This is a genomic window from Paracoccus aestuarii (genome assembly GCF_028553885.1).
In the GTDB taxonomy this organism is placed as follows: domain Bacteria; phylum Pseudomonadota; class Alphaproteobacteria; order Rhodobacterales; family Rhodobacteraceae; genus Paracoccus; species Paracoccus aestuarii.
In genome coordinates this window covers 1253668-1271079 of sequence record NZ_CP067169.1, presented here as the reverse complement: position 1 = coordinate 1271079, position 17412 = coordinate 1253668, and the positions used below count along the sequence as shown (strand labels likewise).

The 17412-nt window shown below is 68.7% G+C and carries 21 protein-coding genes; 14 read left to right on the top strand and 7 right to left on the bottom strand.

Annotated elements, in window-relative coordinates; genetic code table 11:
• Positions 1–2 precede the first annotated feature (2 nt).
• The 11 genes from JHW48_RS06530 to JHW48_RS06480 all read left to right on the top strand — a co-directional run bounded on the left by JHW48_RS06530 (position 3) and on the right by JHW48_RS06480 (position 6442).
• Positions 3–473, top strand: coding sequence for a chemotaxis protein CheW (locus JHW48_RS06530; protein WP_119885394.1), 471 nt, complete (start codon positions 3–5; stop codon positions 471–473).
• A complete protein-coding gene (locus JHW48_RS06525; protein ID WP_240637726.1) occupies positions 470–1336 on the top strand; it encodes a CheR family methyltransferase in 867 nt (288 codons plus the stop codon). Before JHW48_RS06530 ends, JHW48_RS06525 begins: the two co-directional genes overlap by 4 nt.
• A gap of 10 nt (positions 1337–1346) precedes the next feature.
• Positions 1347–1736 (top strand): response regulator, encoded by a 390-nt coding sequence (locus JHW48_RS06520; protein WP_119885393.1) that lies wholly within the window; start codon positions 1347–1349, stop codon positions 1734–1736.
• Entirely contained in the window at positions 1733–2077 is a 345-nt protein-coding gene (locus JHW48_RS06515) for a hypothetical protein (protein ID WP_119885392.1), read from the top strand. The genes JHW48_RS06520 and JHW48_RS06515 overlap by 4 nt, the downstream gene beginning before the upstream one ends.
• A 111-nt stretch (positions 2078–2188) precedes the next feature.
• The gene (locus JHW48_RS06510) at positions 2189–2665 is read left to right on the top strand and encodes an SspB family protein (protein ID WP_119885391.1); all 477 of its coding nucleotides are present in this window, start codon (positions 2189–2191) and stop codon (positions 2663–2665) included.
• A 4-nt stretch (positions 2666–2669) separates the two neighbouring features.
• Entirely contained in the window at positions 2670–3164 is a 495-nt protein-coding gene (locus JHW48_RS06505) for a DUF2306 domain-containing protein (RefSeq protein ID WP_119885390.1), read from the top strand.
• A 19-nt stretch (positions 3165–3183) separates the two neighbouring features.
• Positions 3184–4074 carry a dihydrodipicolinate synthase family protein gene (locus JHW48_RS06500; protein ID WP_119885389.1) on the top strand — a complete coding sequence of 297 codons (891 nt, stop codon included), beginning with the start codon at positions 3184–3186 and terminating at the stop codon, positions 4072–4074.
• 87 nt (positions 4075–4161) lie between these two features.
• The gene (gene fumC, locus JHW48_RS06495) at positions 4162–5556 is read left to right on the top strand and encodes a class II fumarate hydratase (protein WP_119885388.1); all 1395 of its coding nucleotides are present in this window, start codon (positions 4162–4164) and stop codon (positions 5554–5556) included.
• Between the two features lie 66 nt (positions 5557–5622).
• The gene (locus JHW48_RS06490) at positions 5623–5811 is read left to right on the top strand and encodes a DUF4169 family protein (RefSeq protein ID WP_119885400.1); all 189 of its coding nucleotides are present in this window, start codon (positions 5623–5625) and stop codon (positions 5809–5811) included.
• On the top strand, positions 5808–6044 hold the full coding sequence (locus tag JHW48_RS06485; protein WP_119885387.1) for a ribbon-helix-helix domain-containing protein: 237 nt from the start codon (positions 5808–5810) through the stop codon (positions 6042–6044). The genes JHW48_RS06490 and JHW48_RS06485 overlap by 4 nt, the downstream gene beginning before the upstream one ends.
• On the top strand, positions 6041–6442 hold the full coding sequence (locus JHW48_RS06480) for an acyl-CoA thioesterase (RefSeq protein WP_119885386.1): 402 nt from the start codon (positions 6041–6043) through the stop codon (positions 6440–6442). Before JHW48_RS06485 ends, JHW48_RS06480 begins: the two co-directional genes overlap by 4 nt.
• Here the strand turns inward: JHW48_RS06480 and JHW48_RS06475 are convergent.
• The 3 genes from JHW48_RS06475 to JHW48_RS06465 form a co-directional block, all read right to left on the bottom strand.
• Positions 6439–8067, bottom strand: coding sequence for a long-chain fatty acid--CoA ligase (locus tag JHW48_RS06475; protein WP_119885385.1), 1629 nt, complete (start codon positions 8065–8067; stop codon positions 6439–6441). The two genes, JHW48_RS06480 and JHW48_RS06475, sit on opposite strands and share 4 nt — an antisense overlap.
• 79 nt (positions 8068–8146) lie before the next feature.
• Positions 8147–8536, bottom strand: coding sequence for a PaaI family thioesterase (locus JHW48_RS06470; RefSeq protein ID WP_119885384.1), 390 nt, complete (start codon positions 8534–8536; stop codon positions 8147–8149).
• Between the two features lie 33 nt (positions 8537–8569).
• The gene (locus JHW48_RS06465) at positions 8570–9436 is read right to left on the bottom strand and encodes an NAD(P)-dependent oxidoreductase (protein ID WP_119885383.1); all 867 of its coding nucleotides are present in this window, start codon (positions 9434–9436) and stop codon (positions 8570–8572) included.
• A 127-nt stretch (positions 9437–9563) separates the two neighbouring features.
• On the opposite strand from JHW48_RS06465, the gene JHW48_RS06460 reads away from it, so the two are divergent.
• Complete coding sequence (locus tag JHW48_RS06460) at positions 9564–11978, top strand: penicillin acylase family protein (RefSeq protein ID WP_119885382.1); 2415 nt, start codon at positions 9564–9566, stop codon at positions 11976–11978.
• A 46-nt stretch (positions 11979–12024) separates the two neighbouring features.
• Here JHW48_RS06460 and lpdA read toward each other — a convergent pair whose 3' ends face one another.
• The 3 genes from lpdA to queA form a co-directional block, all read right to left on the bottom strand.
• The gene (gene lpdA / locus JHW48_RS06455; protein WP_119885381.1) at positions 12025–13416 is read right to left on the bottom strand and encodes a dihydrolipoyl dehydrogenase; all 1392 of its coding nucleotides are present in this window, start codon (positions 13414–13416) and stop codon (positions 12025–12027) included.
• 66 nt (positions 13417–13482) lie between these two features.
• Positions 13483–14733: an MFS transporter gene (locus tag JHW48_RS06450; protein WP_119885380.1), complete on the bottom strand. Its 1251-nt coding sequence runs from the start codon at positions 14731–14733 to the stop codon at positions 13483–13485.
• A 77-nt stretch (positions 14734–14810) separates the two neighbouring features.
• Entirely contained in the window at positions 14811–15857 is a 1047-nt protein-coding gene (gene queA, locus JHW48_RS06445; RefSeq protein ID WP_119885379.1) for a tRNA preQ1(34) S-adenosylmethionine ribosyltransferase-isomerase QueA, read from the bottom strand.
• Positions 15858–15975: 118 nt separating this feature from the next.
• Here queA and JHW48_RS06440 point away from each other — a divergent pair, with 118 nt between their 5' ends.
• Positions 15976–16269 (top strand): (2Fe-2S)-binding protein, encoded by a 294-nt coding sequence (locus tag JHW48_RS06440; RefSeq protein WP_119885378.1) that lies wholly within the window; start codon positions 15976–15978, stop codon positions 16267–16269.
• A complete protein-coding gene (gene bfr / locus JHW48_RS06435) occupies positions 16217–16717 on the top strand; it encodes a bacterioferritin (RefSeq protein WP_119885377.1) in 501 nt (166 codons plus the stop codon). Before JHW48_RS06440 ends, bfr begins: the two co-directional genes overlap by 53 nt.
• Here the strand turns inward: bfr and JHW48_RS06430 are convergent.
• Positions 16714–17388, bottom strand: coding sequence for an HAD-IA family hydrolase (locus tag JHW48_RS06430; RefSeq protein WP_119885399.1), 675 nt, complete (start codon positions 17386–17388; stop codon positions 16714–16716). The two genes, bfr and JHW48_RS06430, sit on opposite strands and share 4 nt — an antisense overlap.
• Between the last annotated feature and the right edge of the window lie 24 nt (positions 17389–17412).

Below are 17412 nucleotides of genomic sequence, written 5' to 3'. Positions count from 1 at the left end.
ACATGCTGCAATCCATCTCGCATAACTCGGCCGGCAAAAGCGATGTCGTCGCCTTCAAGCTGGCCGAACAGGACTTCTGCATCGATATTGGCCTGGTCCGCGAAATCCGCGGCTGGACGCCCACGACGACCCTGCCCCACGCGCCCGACTACGTGAAGGGGGTCATCAACCTGCGCGGCTCGGTCGTGACGGTGGTGGACCTGTCGGCGCGGCTCGGCTTCGGGGCGGCGACGCCCTCGCAGCGCCATGTCGTCATCATCGCGATGCATTCGGGCCGCATCGTGGGCCTTCTGGCGGATCTGGTCTCGGACATCCTGCCCATCAATGACGATCATATCCAGGCCGTGCCCGACATCGCCTCGAATCCCGCGCGGGAATTCATCACCGGCATGATCACGCTGGAGGACGGCCGCATACTGCGCAAGATCGACCTGGCCCAGCTGCTGCCCGCCGCACCGGGAGCCGAGATTTGAGGTCCGCCCTGGCCCCCTCGGTCGGGCCGGAACTGACCGACGCCCAGTTCCGCAAGATCGCGGGGCTGGTGCACCAGGACAGCGGCATCATCCTGTCCGAGGCCAAGCGCAGCCTGCTGATGGCGCGCCTGAACCGCCGGCTGCGGGTCCTGGGCCTGCCCGATTACGGCGCCTATTGCGCGCGGCTGGACGGGTCCGACGGCCCCGATGAACGCCGCCACCTGCTGTCGGCGATCACGACCAACGTGACCGCCTTCTTCCGCGAGGCGCATCACTTCCGCAGCCTGGCCCAGGACGTGCTGCCGCCGATGGTGGCGCAGGCCCGCGCCGGGCGGCGGTTGCGGCTGTGGTCGGCGGCCTCCTCCTCGGGCGAGGAGCCCTATTCCATCGCCATCACCCTGCTGGAGGCCTTTCCCGACGCCGCCCGCCATGACGTGCTGCTGCTGTCGACCGATATCGACCCCGAGATGGTCGACCGCTCGCGCCAGGGGCGGTTCAGCGCGGATGCGGTCTCGCCCGTGCCGCCGGCCCAGCTGAAGCGCTGGTTCCAGCCCCAGGGCGACGGGTTCGAGGCCAAGCCGGACCTGCGCGGGCTGATGCGCTTTGCCGAACTGAACCTGCATGACGCCTGGCCGTTCCAAGGCCGCTTCGACGTCATCTTCTGCCGCAACACCGCCATCTATTTCGACGGCACCGCCCGCCAGCGCCTGTGGCAGCGCTTCGGCGAGGTGATGGTCGAGGGCGGCACGCTCTGCATCGGTCATTCCGAACGCCTGGACGGCCCCGCGGCCGCCCTGTTCGAGCCGACCGGCACCACCCAATACCGGCGCAACGCCCGGCCGGCACCTGCCAGACCATCGTGAAAGGGACAACATGGCACTGAAATCGAACCTTCATGTGATGGTCGTGGACGACATGACCATCAGCCGGTCGCTGATCGAACAGGCCCTGGACTGGGCCGGTCTGGTCAATGTCCAATACGCGTCCGACGGGCAGGAGGCCTTTCGCCGCCTGGCCGCGCAGCCGGTGCATCTGGTCATCTCGGATTACAACATGCCGGGGATGGACGGGCTGTCCCTGCTGGAGGCGCTGCGCCAGAACCCCAGCACGCAGCGCATCGGCTTCATCCTGATCACCGGCACCGCCAACCGCGAGATGATCGAACGCGGCCAGCGCGCGGGGATGAACAACTTCATCGCCAAGCCCTTCACCAAGGAGGCGCTGCTGAAATGCATCGAATCGGTGACGGGCAAGCTGCAATGACGGCGGATCGCGACCGGCCCGAGATCCTGTCGCGCGCCGCGACCGAGGCGCGCCAGATCGCCCATGGCTTGGGACGGATCGATGCCGCCCTGGGCACGCTGCTGCATGCGACCGGGATCGAGGCCGCCACGCCCCTGCAATCCGCCGACCTGCTGCGCCAGGAGGTCGAGGGGCTGGCCAGCTTCCTTTCGGCCCTGGCCGATCAGGCGGCGCAGGGGCGCGCACTGGACGGGGCGGCGGCGGCCGACGGCCTGCCCTTGGCCGCGCAGGCGCGGCGCCTGACCGGCCTGCCCGATGCGCAATGCGCGGGCTTGGACGACCTGTGGGGCGGCGCGGCCTGATCGCGGCGGCGCCTCCGGGGGGTGGATGCGGGGCGAAACCGGTCCCGCCCCCCCTTTTCATCCGTGGCCATATCCCTATGCTTGGGCCCAAGACGCAAGGAAGGTGGCGGCATGGCGCGGGCTGGATTGGATTATGGCGGGATGATGCGCCAGGCGCTGCAGGGCATGATCGCCGATGTGCTGCGCTTGGTGAAACGCGACGGGCTGCCGGGCGACCACCATTTCTTCATCACCTTCGACACACGCGAGGACGGGGTCGAGATGGCCGCCTGGCTGCGCGACCGCTACCCGGAGGAGATGACGATCGTCATCCAGCACTGGTACGACAACCTGACCGTCGCGGATGACCATTTCACCGTGACGCTGAATTTCGGCAATGCGCCCGAACCGCTGCGCATCCCCTTCGACGCGATGCGCACCTTCGTCGATCCTTCGGTCGAATTCGGCCTGCGCTTCGAGACCCAGGACGGCGACGACGAGGATGAGGACGAGGACGCCGAATATCACCTGGACGCCGAGGATGACGGCGACGACACGCCCCCCTCGGGCGGGGGCGAGGTCGTGCGCCTCGACCGCTGGCGCAAATAGGGCCATGGACCCGCAGCCGCTGATCGACGCCTCATGGCCGGTCCGGCTGCATGTGGCGGCGGTCCTGCCCGCGCTGCTGCTGACGCCGGTGATGCTGCTGGGGGCCAAGGGCACGCCCCGGCACCGCATGCTGGGCCGGATCTGGCTGGCCGCGATGGTCGCCACCGCCGTCACCGCGCTCTTCATCCACGAGATCCGGCTGATGGGGCCGTTCTCGCCCATTCATCTTCTGTCGATCCTGACCTTGGCGACGGCCTGGACGATCCTGCGCAGCGCCCGCGCGGGGCGCGTCAGGGCGCATCGCAGCACGGTTCTCAGCCTGGTCTGGCTGGCGCTGGTGGGTGCGGGGGTCTTCACGCTGCTGCCGGGGCGGATCATGCATCAGGTCATGCTGACGCCCCGGCCTTGGGCGGGCGGCGCCATCCTGGCCGTGATCGCGGGGATGCTGGTCCTGCTGGCCTTACACCCCGCATCCTCGCCCTTCCGCCGCCCGCGGTAACCCCAAAGAGGAACATCCCATGTCGGTCATGCGCGGCCTGTCGGCCTTTCCCATCACCCCCGCCACCCCCGATGGCCGCGTCATCGAGGATGACCTGCGCCGCATCCTGACCCGCCTGGTCCGGGCCGAGGTGGACAGCATCGGCCTGCTGGGCAGCACCGGCAGCTATGCCTATCTGCCCCTGGACGAACGCCGCCGCGCCTTGGAGATCGCGCTGGACGTGGCGCGCGGGCGGGTGCCGGTGATCGTGGGCGTGGGCACGCTGACCACCCGCGACAGCGTGGCGCTGGCCCGCCATGCGGCGGGCGCGGGGGCGGCAGGGCTGCTGCTGGCCCCGGTCAGCTACACCCCCCTGACCGAGGATGAGATCACCGCCCATTATGCCGCCGTGGCCGATGCCGGGGGGCTGCCGCTCTGCATCTACAACAACCCCTCGACCACCCATGTGACGATGTCGCACGGCCTGATCGCGCGGCTGGCCGCCCTCCCCCATGTCGCGGCGGTCAAGATGCCCCTGCCCGCGCAGGGCAGCATCGCCGATGAGGTCGCGGCCCTGCGCCCCGCTTTGCCCGAGGGATTCGTGATCGGCTATAGCGGCGATTGGGGCTGCACGCGGGCGCTGCTGGACCGGGCGGATGCCTGGTTCAGCGTGGCGGCGGGGCTGTGGCCGGACATGACGCTGACCCTGTCCTGCGCGGCGCAGGCGGGCGATGCGCCGGGCACCGCAGCGACCGAGGATCGGTTCCAGCCGCTCTGGGACCTGTTCCGCCGCCATGGCAGCCTGCGGGTCGTGCATGCCGCCGCCCGGCTGATGGACCTGACCGAGGCCGACCCCCAACCCCCCGTCCTGCCCCTGCCCGACGCCGAGCTGCCCGCCCTGCGCACAGCTATCCGCGCGATGGGCGGCTGATGTTAGCGACGGCATACCGTCGCATACGAATTGCGCCCGAGGCCCCGACAGGATAGACCACGCGCGAAACCGTGAGGGAGCGACCCGATGACCAAGACCCGCACCGAAACCGACAGCTTCGGCCCGCTGGAGGTTGACGCCTCGAAATACTGGGGCGCGCAGACGCAGCGCTCGATCATGAACTTTCCCATCGGGTGGGAACGCCAGCCGGTGCCGATCATCCGCGCGCTCGGCGCGATCAAGCTGGCCGCCGCCCGGGTGAACCGCGCCAATGGCGACCTGCCCGCCGATCTGGCCGATGCGATGGAACAGGCCGCGACCGAGGTCTTCGAGGGCAAATTCGACGACAACTTCCCGCTGGTCGTCTGGCAGACCGGGTCGGGCACGCAGTCGAACATGAACGCCAATGAGGTGATCAGCAACCGCGCCATCGAGATCATGGGCGGCGAGATGGGGTCCAAGAAACCCGTCCACCCCAACGATCACTGCAACATGGGCCAGTCGTCCAACGACACCTTCCCGACCGCCATGCATGTGGGCATCGGCATGCTGGCGCGCGACACGCTGCTGCCGGGGCTGGAGAAGCTGGCCGCCGCGTTGGAGGCGAAATCCGACGAATTCAAGGACATCATCAAGATCGGCCGCACCCATACTCAGGATGCGACGCCTCTGACGCTTGGCCAGGAATTCGGCGGCTATGCCCATCAGGTCCGCAAGGGGATCGAGCGGGTCAAGGCCTGCCTGCCCGACATCTACGAGCTGGCGCAGGGCGGCACCGCCGTCGGCACAGGGCTGAACACCAAGGTGGGCTGGGACACGGCCATCGCGGCGGAAATCGCCAAGATCACCGACCTGCCCTTTGTCACCGCGCCCAACAAGTTCGAGGCGCTGGCCGCCCATGACGCGATGGTCATGTTCTCGGGCGCGCTGAAGACGGTCGCGGGCAGCCTGTTCAAGATCGCCAATGACATGCGCCTGCTGGGATCGGGCCCGCGCTCGGGTCTGGGCGAGCTGATCCTGCCGGAGAACGAGCCGGGATCGTCCATCATGCCGGGCAAGGTGAACCCCACCCAGGCCGAGGCGCTGACCATGGTCTGCGCCCATGTCATGGGCAACGATGCCGCCGTCGGTTTCGCAGGCTCGCAGGGCCATTTCGAGCTGAACGTCTACAACCCGATGATGTCCTACAACGTGCTGCAGTCGATGCAGCTTCTGGGCGACGCGGCCTCCAGCTTCACCGACAACATGGTGGTGGGGACGCAAGCCAATGTCGAACGCATCGAAAAGCTGATGAAGGAATCGCTGATGCTGGTGACGGCGCTGGCGCCCACCATCGGTTACGACAACGCCACCAAGGTCGCCAAGACCGCGCATAAGAACGGCACCACGCTGCGCGAGGAGGCCATCGCGCTCGGCTTCGTCGATGGCGAGACCTTCGACCGCGTCGTCCGCCCCGAGGACATGATCAGCCCCAAGGGCTGACGCCCCCTTGACCCGACCCTGCCGGGGCGCGCTATGATCAGCGCGCCCCGTTTTCATGCCGGACCCATGACCCGCATCATCAACCTGCGCCAAGCCCGCAAGTCCCGCGCCCGCGACGCCAAGCGCGCGGCGGGCGACGCCAATGCCGCGATCCATGGCGAGGCCCGCCCCCTGCGCGAGGCCCGCAAGGCCGAGGCCGACCGCGCCGCCCGCCAGCTGGAGGCGCATCGCCGGGACGATGACGACGGGGCATGATCGACCTGCCCCCCATGACGCCCCCGATCAAGCGCTCGGTGACGATCGAGGGGCATCCCACATCGGTATCGCTGGAGGACGCCTTCTGGAAGGCGCTGGCGGCCAGCGCGGCGGCGCGGGGGCTGACCCGCGTGGCGCTGATCGGGCGGATCGACCGTGCCCGACCGCCCCATATCGGGCTGGCGACGGCCCTGCGGCTGTTCGTGCTGGCCGATAGGGGGGACGGGGCGTGACGGAATACCGGCTGTTCCAGACCATCCCCACCCGCTGGCGCGACAATGACCAATACGGGCATCTCTACAACGCCACCTATCTGGAACTGTTCGACGAGGCGATGACCATGACCCTGCTGGGCCAGGGCTTCCTGGACCCCGGCGCGCCCCCCTTGGTCGTGGTCGAGAACGGCTGCCGGTATCTGGCGGAACTGTCCTGGCCCGCCATCCTGCGGATCGGGCTGGCGGTGACGCATCTGGGGCGCAGCTCGGCGCGGTTCGACATGGGGATGTTCGACGGCGAGGCCGCCGAGCCTTCGGCGACCGCGCATTTCGTGACGGTGACCATCGACCCCCTGACGCGCCGGCCGGTCCCCATTCCGGACCGCCAGCGCGCCTTTCTGGACAGCCTGCGCTAGCGCAGGTCGGGCAGGACGTGATCGGCGAAGCGCTGGCGCAGGGTCAGCTTGCTGATCTTGCCCGTGGCGGTCATCGGCATCTCGTCGACAAAGACGATGTCGTCGGGCAGCTGCCAGCTGGCCAGATGCGGGCGCAGCACCGCGCAGACATCCTCCAGCCCCGGGCGGGCATCGCCGCGCGGCTTGACGACCAGCAGCGGGCGTTCGTCCCATTTGGGATGGGGCAGCGCGATCACCGCGCATTGCGCCACGTCGGGATGGGTCAGGGCCAGGTTCTCGACATCGATCGAGCTGATCCATTCGCCGCCCGACTTGATCAGGTCCTTGGCCCGGTCGCGCAGAGTCAGGAACCCGTCCGGCCGGATCGAGGCGATGTCGCCGGTGCCGAACCACCCCTCGGCATCGACGGCGCGGGCGGTCGCGTCGGGATTGTCGTGATAGCCCGCGGCGACGGTATTGCCGCGCACGAACAGCTCGCCCATCGCCTGGCCGTCATGGGGCTGGCGTCGGCCCGCGTCGTCGACGATCTTCATCTCGACCCCGAAGACGCGGCGGCCCTGCCCCTGCTTCAGCGCCATGCGTTCGGCGAAGGGGCGGTCGCGTTCCTGGGGCGTCAGCGATCCCTGGCTGCCCAGGGGGGATGTCTCGGTCATGCCCCAGGCATGGTTCACATCGACGCCCATCTTCTCGAAGGCCTCGGTCAGGCTGCGGGGCATCGCGCTGCCGCCGACGACGATGTGGCGCAGGGCATCCGGTTTCGCGCCGCGGGACTGGATCTCGGCCATCAGGCCCTGCCAGATGGTGGGCACGCCCCATGCGCTCTGGACGGCCTCGGCCTGGCACAGGTCCCACAGGCTGGCCCCGTCCAGCGCCGGGCCGGGCATGACCAGGCTGGCACCGACCAAGGGCGCGGTGAAGGGCAGCCCCCAGGCATTGACATGGAACAGCGGGACCACCGGCAGGATGCGCGGCTGCGGCCCCAGATCCGGGCCCAGCACCGCCGCCGTCGCGAGCGCATGCAGCATGTTGGAGCGGTGGGAATAGAGCACCCCCTTGGGATCCCCCGTCGTCCCCGAGGTATAGCACAGCCCTGATGCGGTGGTCTCAGGAAATTCCGGCCAGGCGCGATCGGTGGCCCGCCCCTCCAGCAGATCCTCGTAGCAGAGCGCCTGCAGACCCGTGTCGGGCATATGCGCCCGGTCGGTCAGGATGACATAGCGCATGTCGGGCAGGCGGTCGTGCAGCTTTTCCAGCAGCGGCACGAAGGTCAGGTCGGTGAACAGCAGCCGGTCGCCCGCGTGATGGGCGACGAAGATCATCTGTTCGGCCGACAGGCGCGGGTTGATCGTATGGCAGACCGCGCCCATCGCCGGGACCGCGTGATAGATCTCCAGATGCCGGTGACCGTTCCAAGCGAGGGTCGCCACCCGGTCGCCCGGCGCGATGCCCAGATCCTCCAGCGCCAGGGAAAGCTGGACCGCGCGGGCCCGCGTCTCGGCCCAGCCCTGCCGGTGCAGGTCGCCCTCGACCCGGCGCGAGACGATCTCGGCCCCGGGCCAGGCTTCGGCGGCATAGTCCAGAAGCCCGCTTTGCAGCAGCGGGCGGTGCATCATCAGGCCGTCCATGGTCCCCTCCTCCTTGAGGGGTCCATGATGACGGGATCGGGCGCGGGATCAACCCGCCCCCGCCCCGCCTGCCGCCGCGTCAGGCGGGACGCGCCGTGATATGGGTCGAGGTCAGGTCCAGCAGCATCACCCCGTCCGCGTCGCAGACCTGCGTGCGCACGGTCGAGATTCGCCGCCCCTTGCGCAGCCAGCGGGCTGTTGCGCTCAGGACCCCGTCGCGGCGATTCTTCAGCAGCTGGGCGTTCAGCGTGACGGCGACGGGAAAGCTGTCCATGTCCTCCTGCGGCTGTTCGCCGCCGAGGACCAGGTTCGTGGCGATCACATCCGCGAACCAGACCAGCGCACCTGCATGGATCGTGCCGAAGGGGTTCAGGATGCCCGGCCCGACGGGCATCTCGCCCCGCGCCTCCTGGGCGTTAACGCCGGTCACGTCGAAATCGATCTGTCCTGTCAGGCTGCGATTCGACATTGTCGAAATCCTTTCATCTGTCCATGCGGAACCTCAGCGCGTCAGACGCGCGATCAACGCCGAGGTGTCCCAACGCCCACCGCCCATGGCCTGGACGTCCTTGTAGAACTGATCGACCAAGGCCGTGACCGGAAGGGCCGCGCCCAAGGCATCGCCCGTGCGCAGGCAGATCGACAGATCCTTGCGCATCCAGTCCACGGCAAAGCCGTGGTCGAATTCACCCCGGTCCATGGTCGCGTGACGGTTGACCATCTGCCAACTGCCTGCCGCGCCTTGGCTGATGACCTCGACGACCTCGGACACGTCCAATCCCGCCTTCTGTGCGAATGCCAGCGATTCCGACAATGCCTGAACCAACCCCGCGATGGCGATCTGGTTGCACATCTTGGTCATCTGTCCCGCGCCCACATCGCCCATGCGGCGGCAGATCCGGGCATAGGCGTCGATGACCGGGGCTGCGCGGTCGTAATCGGCCTGGGCGCCGCCGCACATCACCGACAGCTGGCCGTTCTCGGCACCCGCCTGCCCGCCCGAGACCGGCGCGTCCACATAACCCAAGCCCGCCTGGCCCGCGGCCTGCGCCAGCTCGCGCGTGACCTCGGCCGAGACGGTCGTATGATCGACGAAGACCGCCCCCCGCGCCATCCCCGCAAAGGCGCCATCGGGGCCCAGGCAGACCTGGCGCAGGTCGTCGTCATTGCCCACGCAGGCCATCACGAATTCGGCACCTTGGGCCGCCTCGCGCGGGGTGGGGGCCTGGCGGCCGCCATGGCGGGCGGTCCAGGCATCGGCCTTGCCGGGGCTGCGGTTGAAGACGGTGACCGCATGGCCCGCCGCGGCCAGATGCCCGGCCATGGGAAACCCCATCACGCCCAGTCCCAGAAATGCCGTGCCGGCCATGCGCCTTCCTCCTGCGTCGCGGGTCGCGGCGCGTTGAATTGCGCGCGCGGCTGTCCTATGCAGCACACCACCACCCAAGCGCCGCAGGGTCAACCCGCGCCGCGCGCCGCCCGAGGACCCGCCCCCCATGTTGACCCTGTTTCGCTGGCTTCTGCGGCTGACCATCGGCCTGATCGCCCTGATGGTGCTGGCGGCGGTGCTGGCGTGGTATTTCGCGGTGCGGTCTTTGCCCGACTATGCCGCGACCCATTCCGTCCGAGGCATCTCGGCCCCGGTCGAGATCGTGCGCTCGACCGAGAACGTGCCCCATATCTTTGGCCGGACCGATGCGGATGTGTTCTTCGCCCTGGGGCTGGCCCATGCCCAGGACCGCCTGTTCCAGATGGTCACCCTGCGCCGCGCCGCCCAAGGCCGCCTGGCCGAGGCGCATGGCCCCCAGGCCCTGCCCGCCGACGACCTGGCCCGCAGGCTGGGGCTGGCGCGCAACGCCCAGGCCTCGCTGGAGGTCCAGGACCCCCGCACCCGCGCCGCGCTCGAGGCCTATGCCGCCGGCGTCAACCAATGGATCGGCATCGTCAATGACGGCGCCCTGGGCCGCGGCGCGCCGGAATTCTTTCTGTTTCCCGACGTGATCACCTTCTGGCAGCCGGCGGATTCGCTGGCGATCCTGAAGCTGCTGGCCGCCGCCAGCACCAATGCCGCCGCCGACGAGGTGCTGCGCGCCCGGCTGGACCTGGCCTGGCCCGAACGCGGCACCCAGATCCTGGACCGCGCGACCCTGCCGCCGCTGCCGGGCTATGCATCGCTGTTTCCGGGCGCGCGGCTCGGCACGCCGGAACGACGCATCGACCCGGACGCGCGGGCCTCGCGGCCGGGCTTTCTGGCCCCCGGCCAGCATCTGGGCGCCAATGCCTTCGCGGCCGAACCGCAGCGCACCGCGGCGGGCGCATCGCTGATCGCCAATGACCTCCACGCGCCCCTGACGGCGCCGTCGCTCTATTACCTGGCCCGGCTGGAGCTGGAATCGGGCGGCGTGATCGGGGCGACCGTGCCCGGCATGCCGCTGGTCCTGTCGGGGCGCAGCGCGGCCCTGTCCTGGGCCGTCACCCCCTTGGAGATCGACGATGCCGACATCGCCATCGAGGAGGTCCAGCCCGGCAATCCCGACCGCTATCGCGGCCCGCAGGGCTGGACGCCCTTCCAGACCCGGACCGAGGTGATCCGCGTGCTGGACGCCCCCGCCCAGACCATCACCCTGCGCGAGACGGTGAACGGCCCCGTCGTGCCGGGCCTGGATCCCGGGCTGCGCGACGTGACGCCCATCGGCCATGTCGCGGCGCTGCGTTGGACGGGGCTGTCGCGCCAGGACGGAACCATGTCGGCGCTGATGGGGATGATGCAGGCGCAGGACGCGGCCGAGGCCGCGCGCGCGCTGACCGGCGTCGTGGCCCCCGCGCTGGACGTGATCCTGGCGGCCGAAGACAGCGTCACCCGCTTGGCCGCCGGCGCCGCCCCGCAGCGTTCGGCCGACCATCCCACCGGCGGCGCCCTGCCCGCGCCCGGCTGGCTGGCCGAGACGGCCTGGACCCGCGCCGTGCCCTTGGCCGCCATCGGCCAGCGCCCCGCCGAGGGCCTGGCCCTGGCCACCGAGGAGCCCATCGCCGACGGCATACGCCGCGGCCGCCTGACCCGCCTGCTGGATGACCGCGAGGTGCATTCCCGCGACAGCTTCATGGCCGCCCAGCTGGATATCGTCAGCCCTGCGGCGCGCGCGCTGCTGCCCTTGGTGGGGGCGAATTTGTGGTTCACGGGCGACCCCGCCGCCCCCGGCACGCCCGAGCGCCAGCGCCAGGACGCGCTGATGCTGCTGGCGGAGTGGGACGGGGCCATGAACGAGCATCTGCCCGAACCACTGATCTATGCCGCGTGGATGTCGGCCCTGCAGGACCGGCTGATCCGCGACGAGCTGGGGCCCTTGGCCGATGACGTGATCCGCCTGCAGCCGCGCTTCATCGATGCGGTCTTTCGCAACCGCGACGGGGCGGGCGCATGGTGCGACATCGTCCAGAGCGCCGCAGTCGAGGATTGCGCCACCATCGCCCGCCAGGCGCTGGACCGCGCCATCCTGGACCTGGCCGCCCGCCACGGGCCGGACGTGACCAGCTGGCGGTGGGGCGACGTGCATCAGGCCGACCATGCCCATCCGGGCCTGGGCAGCCTGCCCGCGCTGCGCTGGATCGTGAACATCACGCAATCCATCTCGGGCGGGGAATTCACCATCGCGCGGACCGGCCTGCTGGGCCGCGGCACCGATCCGTTCCGCGCCCGCGACGGGGCCGGGTTCCGCAGCGTGATCGACCTGGCCGATCCCGACAGCTCGGTCTTCATCATCGCGACGGGGCAGTCGGGGCACCCCTTCTCGCGCCATTACGACGATCTGGCGGGGCTGTGGCGGCGGGGCGAATATGTGGGCATGTCGTTGGACCCCGAACTGGCCCGCGCCGCCGCGGTGGGCGTCACGGTGCTGCGCCCCATCCCATGAAAAAGGGGGCCGCCGGGGCCCCCTTTCCGCGTCCATCCGGCGGCGATCAGAAATGGATCGCGCGACCGTAGGCGTCCAGCACCGCCTCATGCATCATCTCGGACAGGGTCGGATGCGGGAAGACCGTCTCCATCAGGTCCGCTTCGGTCGTCTCCAGCTGGCGGCCGATGACATAGCCCTGGATCAGCTCGGTCACCTCGGCGCCGACCATGTGGGCGCCCAGCAATTCGCCGGTCTTGGCGTCGAAGATGGTCTTGACCATGCCCTCGGGCTCGCCCAATGCGATCGCCTTGCCGTTGCCGACGAAGGGGAAGCGGCCGACCTTGATCTCCAGCCCCTGTTCCTTGGCCTTTGCCTCGGTCAGGCCCACGGATGCCACCTGCGGGTGGCAATAGGTGCAGCCCGCGATGCTGCCCGGCTTGATCGGATGGGGGTGCTTGCCCGCGATCAGCTCGGCCACCATCACGCCCTCGTGGCTGGCCTTGTGCGCCAGCCAAGGCGCGCCCGCCAGATCGCCGATGGCATAGACGCCATCCACCCCGGTGCGGCAGTATTCGTCAGTGACGACATGGCTGCGGTCGATCTTGATGCCCGCCTCCTCCAGGCCCAGCCCCTCGGTATTGCCGACGATGCCCACGGCCGAGATCACCGTGTCGAACTCCTGCGTCTCGACCTTGCCGCCCACCTCGATATGGGCGGTCACGGTGTCGCCCTTGCGGTCCAGCTTCTTGACCGCGGCCTTTTCCATGATCGTCATGCCCTGCTTGACGAACTGCTTCTTGGCGAAGGCGCTGATCTCGGCATCCTCGACCGGCAACACGCGGTCCATGACCTCGACGACCGTGGTCTTGGCGCCGAGCGTGTTGAAAAAGCTGGCGAACTCTATGCCGATGGCGCCCGATCCGATGACCAGCAGCCGCTTGGGCATATGCGGCGGCACCAGCGCGTGCTTGTAGTTCCAGACCAGCTTGCCGTCCGGCTCCAGCCCCGGCAGCTCGCGCGCCCGCGCGCCGGTGGCCAGGACGATGGATTTCGCGGTGACCTCCTCGGTCCCCTTGTCGGTCTTGACGGTAACCTTGCCCTTTCCGGCCAGCTTGGCCTCGCCCATGATCACCGTCACCTTGTTCTTCTTGAACAGATGCCCGATGCCGCCCGACAGCTGCTTGGCCACCCCGCGCGAGCGTTTGACCACCGCATCCAGGTCATAGCCGATGCCATCGGCCTTCAGCCCGAAATCCTTGGCGCGGTGCATCAGGTGATAGACCTCGGCCGAACGCAGCATTGCCTTGGTCGGGATGCAGCCCCAGTTCAGGCAGATGCCGCCCAGATGCTCGCGTTCGATGCAGGCCACCTTCAGGCCCAGCTGCGCGCCCCGGATCGCGGCCACATAGCCGCCCGGCCCCGCGCCGATCACCACCAAGTCGAAATTCTGGGCCATCGGGTCCCCCGCTGAAGAATGATAGTTCAGCGTTAAACCATTCGCCGGTGACCGGCAACCCGCGCCTCAGGCGGCGGGCTGGCTGGTGTCTGACTGCGCCTCATCCAGCACGACCTCGACCGCGATAGGGGTGGCGCTTGGGGTGATGACGGCAAAGCTGCCCTGTTCGTCCGGGGTCAGGCCGCGGCGCTGCGTGGTGCGCCAGCCCGCATAGACGGTCAGCAGCGCCATCAGCACCCCCATATAGATCCAGTAGCCATCTGGCCCCACGACCCCCATCAGCCAGCCGGTCGCCAAGGGCCCCGCCATGCTGCCCAGGCCATAGATGAACAGCAGCCCCGCGGATGCGGATGCCATGTCGCTCTGATCCAGATAGTCGTTGGTATAGGCCAGCAGCAGCGCATAGACCGGGTTGGCCACGCCGCCCATGATCGCCCCCGCGATGACCAGCCCCAGGGTGCCGGGCTGCGCCGCGATCACCACCAGCCCGCACAGCCCCCCGATGGCCGACAGGCCCAGCACCAGCTTGCGCCGATCATAACGGTCGGAAATCCAGCCGATCGGATATTGCAGCACCAGCCCGCCCGCATAGATCGCCGCCACGAACAGGCTGATCTGCGCCACCGTCAGCCCGATCTGCGCCCCCCAGACCGATGACATGCCCGACAGGACCGCAAAGACCCCCCCCATCAGGAAGATCCCCACGCAGCCCAGGGGCGAGGCCTCGTAGAGCCTGCGGAAGGACATGCGCTTGATCGTCTGGAACTGGGGCGCGGGCTGCGCCGACAGCAGGATCGGCGTGAAGGCCAGCGAGACCAGCACCGAGGGGATCACGAACAACAGGAACCCCGCCGGATCGGCCACGTTCAGCAGCGCCTGCGCGATGACGATGCCCAGCATCTGGACGATCATGTAGGCCGACAGCGCCTGGCCGCGATTTTCGTTGCTGGACCCCGCGTTCAGCCAGCTTTCCGCGGTGATGTAGACCCCGCAGAAACAGTATCCGATCATGAAGCGCAGGAAGGTCCAGAAGGGCCAGTTCGCCTCGACCGGGAACAGGATCAGCGTGGCCGAGATCAGCGATCCCAAGGCCGCGAAGACCCGCACATGGCCCACATTCTTGATCAGCGTGGGCACGGTCAGGCTGCCCAGCAGAAAGCCCCCGAAATAGCCGGTCATGACCACCGACATCTGGAAGGTCGGGATGCCCTCGATCCCGCCGCGGATGCCCAGCAGCGTGCCCTGCATGCCGTTGCCGACCATCAGCAGCAGGATGCCCAGCAGCAGGGGCCATGTCATGCGCAGCACGGAAATCATCGCGGTTCTCGGGTTCGGGTGGCGGAGGGACCACGCCCTAGCGCCCCGACGACCCCCGCGCCAGTCTCAAACCGACCTCAGGGGATTAGAAGCGACGCATCGCCGTAACTGAAGAAACGATAGCGTTCCCGGACCGCATGTCCATAGATTTCCCGGATCTTTTCGCGGCCCATCAGCGCCGAGACCAGCATCATCAGCGTCGATTTCGGCAGGTGGAAATTGGTCATCAGACCGTCGGTCACCCGGAAGTGATGGCCGGGATAGATGAAGATGTCGGTCGTGCCACGAAAGGCCGCGATCCGCCCCGGCCCGGTGGCCGCCGATTCGATCAGGCGCAGGGCGGTGGTGCCCACGGGAATGACGCGCCGGCCCTCGGCCCGGGCGCGGTTGATGGCATCGGCGGCATCCTGGGACACCTCGCCCCATTCGGAATGCATCCGGTGGGTGGTGACGTCATCGACCTTGACCGGCAGGAAGGTCCCCGCCCCCACATGCAGCGTGACATGGGCAAATTCCAAGCCCCGCGCGGCCAAGGCCTCCAGCAGGGGGGCGTCGAAATGCAGGCTGGCCGTGGGGGCCGCGACCGCGCCCTGCCGCGCGGCCCAGACCGTCTGGTAATCGTCGCGGTCCTGATCGTCGGGCGCGCGCAGCGCCGCGATATAGGGCGGCAGCGGCATGGCGCCGACCCGGTTCAGCGCCGCGTCGAAGGCCTCGCCTTGGGCGTCGAAGACCAGGCGCAGCCCGCCCTCGGTGATCTCGGCCACCTCGGCCGACAGATCCTGGCCAAAGCGGATCACCTCGCCCGCGCGCAGCTTGCGCAGGGGCTTGGCCAGCGCCTGCCAACCCTCGGCGGCGGGTTCCAGCAGCGTGACCTCGATCCGGGCGGTGGCATCGCCCTGCGGCGTCGCGCGGGTGCGCGTGCCGGTCAGGCGCGCGGGGATCACCCGCGTGTCGTTCAGGACCAGCAGATCGCCGGGCCGCAGGATCTCGGGCAGGTCGGCCACGATCCGATCCTCGATCCCCCCGCCTTGGGCCAGCAGAAGGCGCGCCGCGCTGCGGGGGCGGGCGGGACGGGTCGCGATCAACCCCTCGGGCAGGTCGAAATCGAAATCGGACAGCTTCATGGCCCGGCTTTTGCGACCGGCGCGCGGCTGCGTCAAGCGGGCGTGATGCCTGATCCTTTTGATCGGTCTTTACAAGCCCGACTGTTTCGGTCAGTTTCCGCATCACAGGAGCCCCGCCATGATCGTCTGCCACTGCACCCAGATCTCGGATCACGACATCCGCGCCGCCATCGACTGGATGCGGACGGCCGATCCGCAGACGATCATCACGCCGGGCAAGATCTATCACGCCCTGGGGAAACGTGCCGATTGCGGCGGCTGCATGCCGCTGTTTCTGGACACGATGCGCGCCTGCGATAAGCTGGGCGTCGCGCCGCCGATCCTGCGGCACCGCACAGACAGCAGAGAGGACATTCCCCATGAAGGGCGACGCCAAGGTCATCGACTATCTCAACGCCGCGCTGCGGTCTGAACTGACCGCGGTCAGCCAGTACTGGGTGCATTACCGCCTGCAGGAGGATTGGGGCTTTGGCCGCATCGCCGCCAAGTCGCGCGAGGAATCCATCGAGGAGATGCACCATGCCGACCGCCTGATCGAACGGATCATCTTTCTGGAGGGCCATCCGAACCTGCAGAAGCTGGACCCGCTGCGCATCGGCCAGACCCTGAAGGAGACGCTGGAAAGCGACCTGGCCGCCGAACATGATGCCCGCACGCTCTATATCGAGGCGCGCGACCATTGCGAGGCGGTCGGCGATTACGTCAGCAAGAACCTGTTCGAGCATCTGATCCAGGACGAGGAAGGCCATATCGACTTCCTGGAGACCCAGCTGGACCTGTTCGAGAAGATCGGCGAACAGAATTACGGCATGCTGAACGCGGATTCCTCGGACAAGGCGGAAAAGAAGGACGCGCTCTAGTCCAGCCAGTCCCGCGCCAGCGCGGGCAGGTCGTCGAAATGGGCCAGCAGCGCCTCGGGGGCCAGGCGGGATATCGCCTCGCCCTCGGGGCCGAAGCTGACGAGGGCGACCGGCACGCCCGCGGCCGCGGCGGTCTTGCGGTCGGTTTCGGTATCGCCCACCAGAAAGGACCGCGTGACCGTGCCCCCCGCCTGTTCGACCGCCGCCTGATAGGGCCGCGGATCGGGCTTGCGCACCGGCAGCGTATCCGCGCCGATCATCGCGCCGAAGCGGTCGCGGATGCCCAGCTCGCGCAGCAGCGCCTCGGCCAAGGCCTCGGGCTTGTTCGTGCAGACGGTCAGGATATGGCCATCCGCCGCCAGCCGGTCCAGCGCATCCTCTACCCCGGGATAAAGCCGCGTATGCACTGCGATCGCGGCGCCATAATGGTCCAGCAGGCGGGCGAAATCCTCGTCCTCGGCGCCCGGCGGCAGCAGGTGGTCGCCCGGCATCCGCCCATATCCCGCCCGCAGCATCGCCCGCCCGCCGTGAAAGGCGATCAGCGCGTCATCCTGCGGATGCAGCAGATCGCCCAGACCCCGCGCGCGAAAGCAGGCATTCGCCGCCGCCAGCAGGTCGCCCGACGTATCCGCCAGCGTGCCGTCCAGATCGAAAACCACCGTGCCCGCCATCATGCCCCCTCCGAAACGATCCGA

Bases quoted from the DNA above. Each gene is read 5' to 3' on its own strand.
- lpdA (WP_119885381.1), bottom strand. From the start codon at position 13,416: ATGGCCCAGAATTTCGACTTGGTGGTGATCGGCGCGGGGCCGGGCGGC.
- JHW48_RS06450 (WP_119885380.1), bottom strand. From the start codon at position 14,733: ATGATTTCCGTGCTGCGCATGACATGGCCCCTGCTGCTGGGCATCCTG.
- JHW48_RS06505 (WP_119885390.1), top strand. From the start codon at position 2,670: ATGGACCCGCAGCCGCTGATCGACGCCTCATGGCCGGTCCGGCTGCAT.
- JHW48_RS06485 (WP_119885387.1), top strand. From the start codon at position 5,808: ATGATCGACCTGCCCCCCATGACGCCCCCGATCAAGCGCTCGGTGACG.
- JHW48_RS06475 (WP_119885385.1), bottom strand. From the start codon at position 8,067: ATGGACGGCCTGATGATGCACCGCCCGCTGCTGCAAAGCGGGCTTCTG.
- queA (WP_119885379.1), bottom strand. From the start codon at position 15,857: ATGAAGCTGTCCGATTTCGATTTCGACCTGCCCGAGGGGTTGATCGCG.
- JHW48_RS06490 (WP_119885400.1), top strand. From the start codon at position 5,623: ATGACCCGCATCATCAACCTGCGCCAAGCCCGCAAGTCCCGCGCCCGC.
- JHW48_RS06430 (WP_119885399.1), bottom strand. From the start codon at position 17,388: ATGGCGGGCACGGTGGTTTTCGATCTGGACGGCACGCTGGCGGATACG.
- JHW48_RS06465 (WP_119885383.1), bottom strand. From the start codon at position 9,436: ATGGCCGGCACGGCATTTCTGGGACTGGGCGTGATGGGGTTTCCCATG.
- JHW48_RS06470 (WP_119885384.1), bottom strand. From the start codon at position 8,536: ATGTCGAATCGCAGCCTGACAGGACAGATCGATTTCGACGTGACCGGC.
- JHW48_RS06515 (WP_119885392.1), top strand. From the start codon at position 1,733: ATGACGGCGGATCGCGACCGGCCCGAGATCCTGTCGCGCGCCGCGACC.
- JHW48_RS06460 (WP_119885382.1), top strand. From the start codon at position 9,564: ATGTTGACCCTGTTTCGCTGGCTTCTGCGGCTGACCATCGGCCTGATC.
- JHW48_RS06510 (WP_119885391.1), top strand. From the start codon at position 2,189: ATGGCGCGGGCTGGATTGGATTATGGCGGGATGATGCGCCAGGCGCTG.
- JHW48_RS06520 (WP_119885393.1), top strand. From the start codon at position 1,347: ATGGCACTGAAATCGAACCTTCATGTGATGGTCGTGGACGACATGACC.
- JHW48_RS06440 (WP_119885378.1), top strand. From the start codon at position 15,976: ATGATCGTCTGCCACTGCACCCAGATCTCGGATCACGACATCCGCGCC.
- fumC (WP_119885388.1), top strand. From the start codon at position 4,162: ATGACCAAGACCCGCACCGAAACCGACAGCTTCGGCCCGCTGGAGGTT.
- JHW48_RS06500 (WP_119885389.1), top strand. From the start codon at position 3,184: ATGTCGGTCATGCGCGGCCTGTCGGCCTTTCCCATCACCCCCGCCACC.
- bfr (WP_119885377.1), top strand. From the start codon at position 16,217: ATGAAGGGCGACGCCAAGGTCATCGACTATCTCAACGCCGCGCTGCGG.
- JHW48_RS06530 (WP_119885394.1), top strand. From the start codon at position 3: ATGCTGCAATCCATCTCGCATAACTCGGCCGGCAAAAGCGATGTCGTC.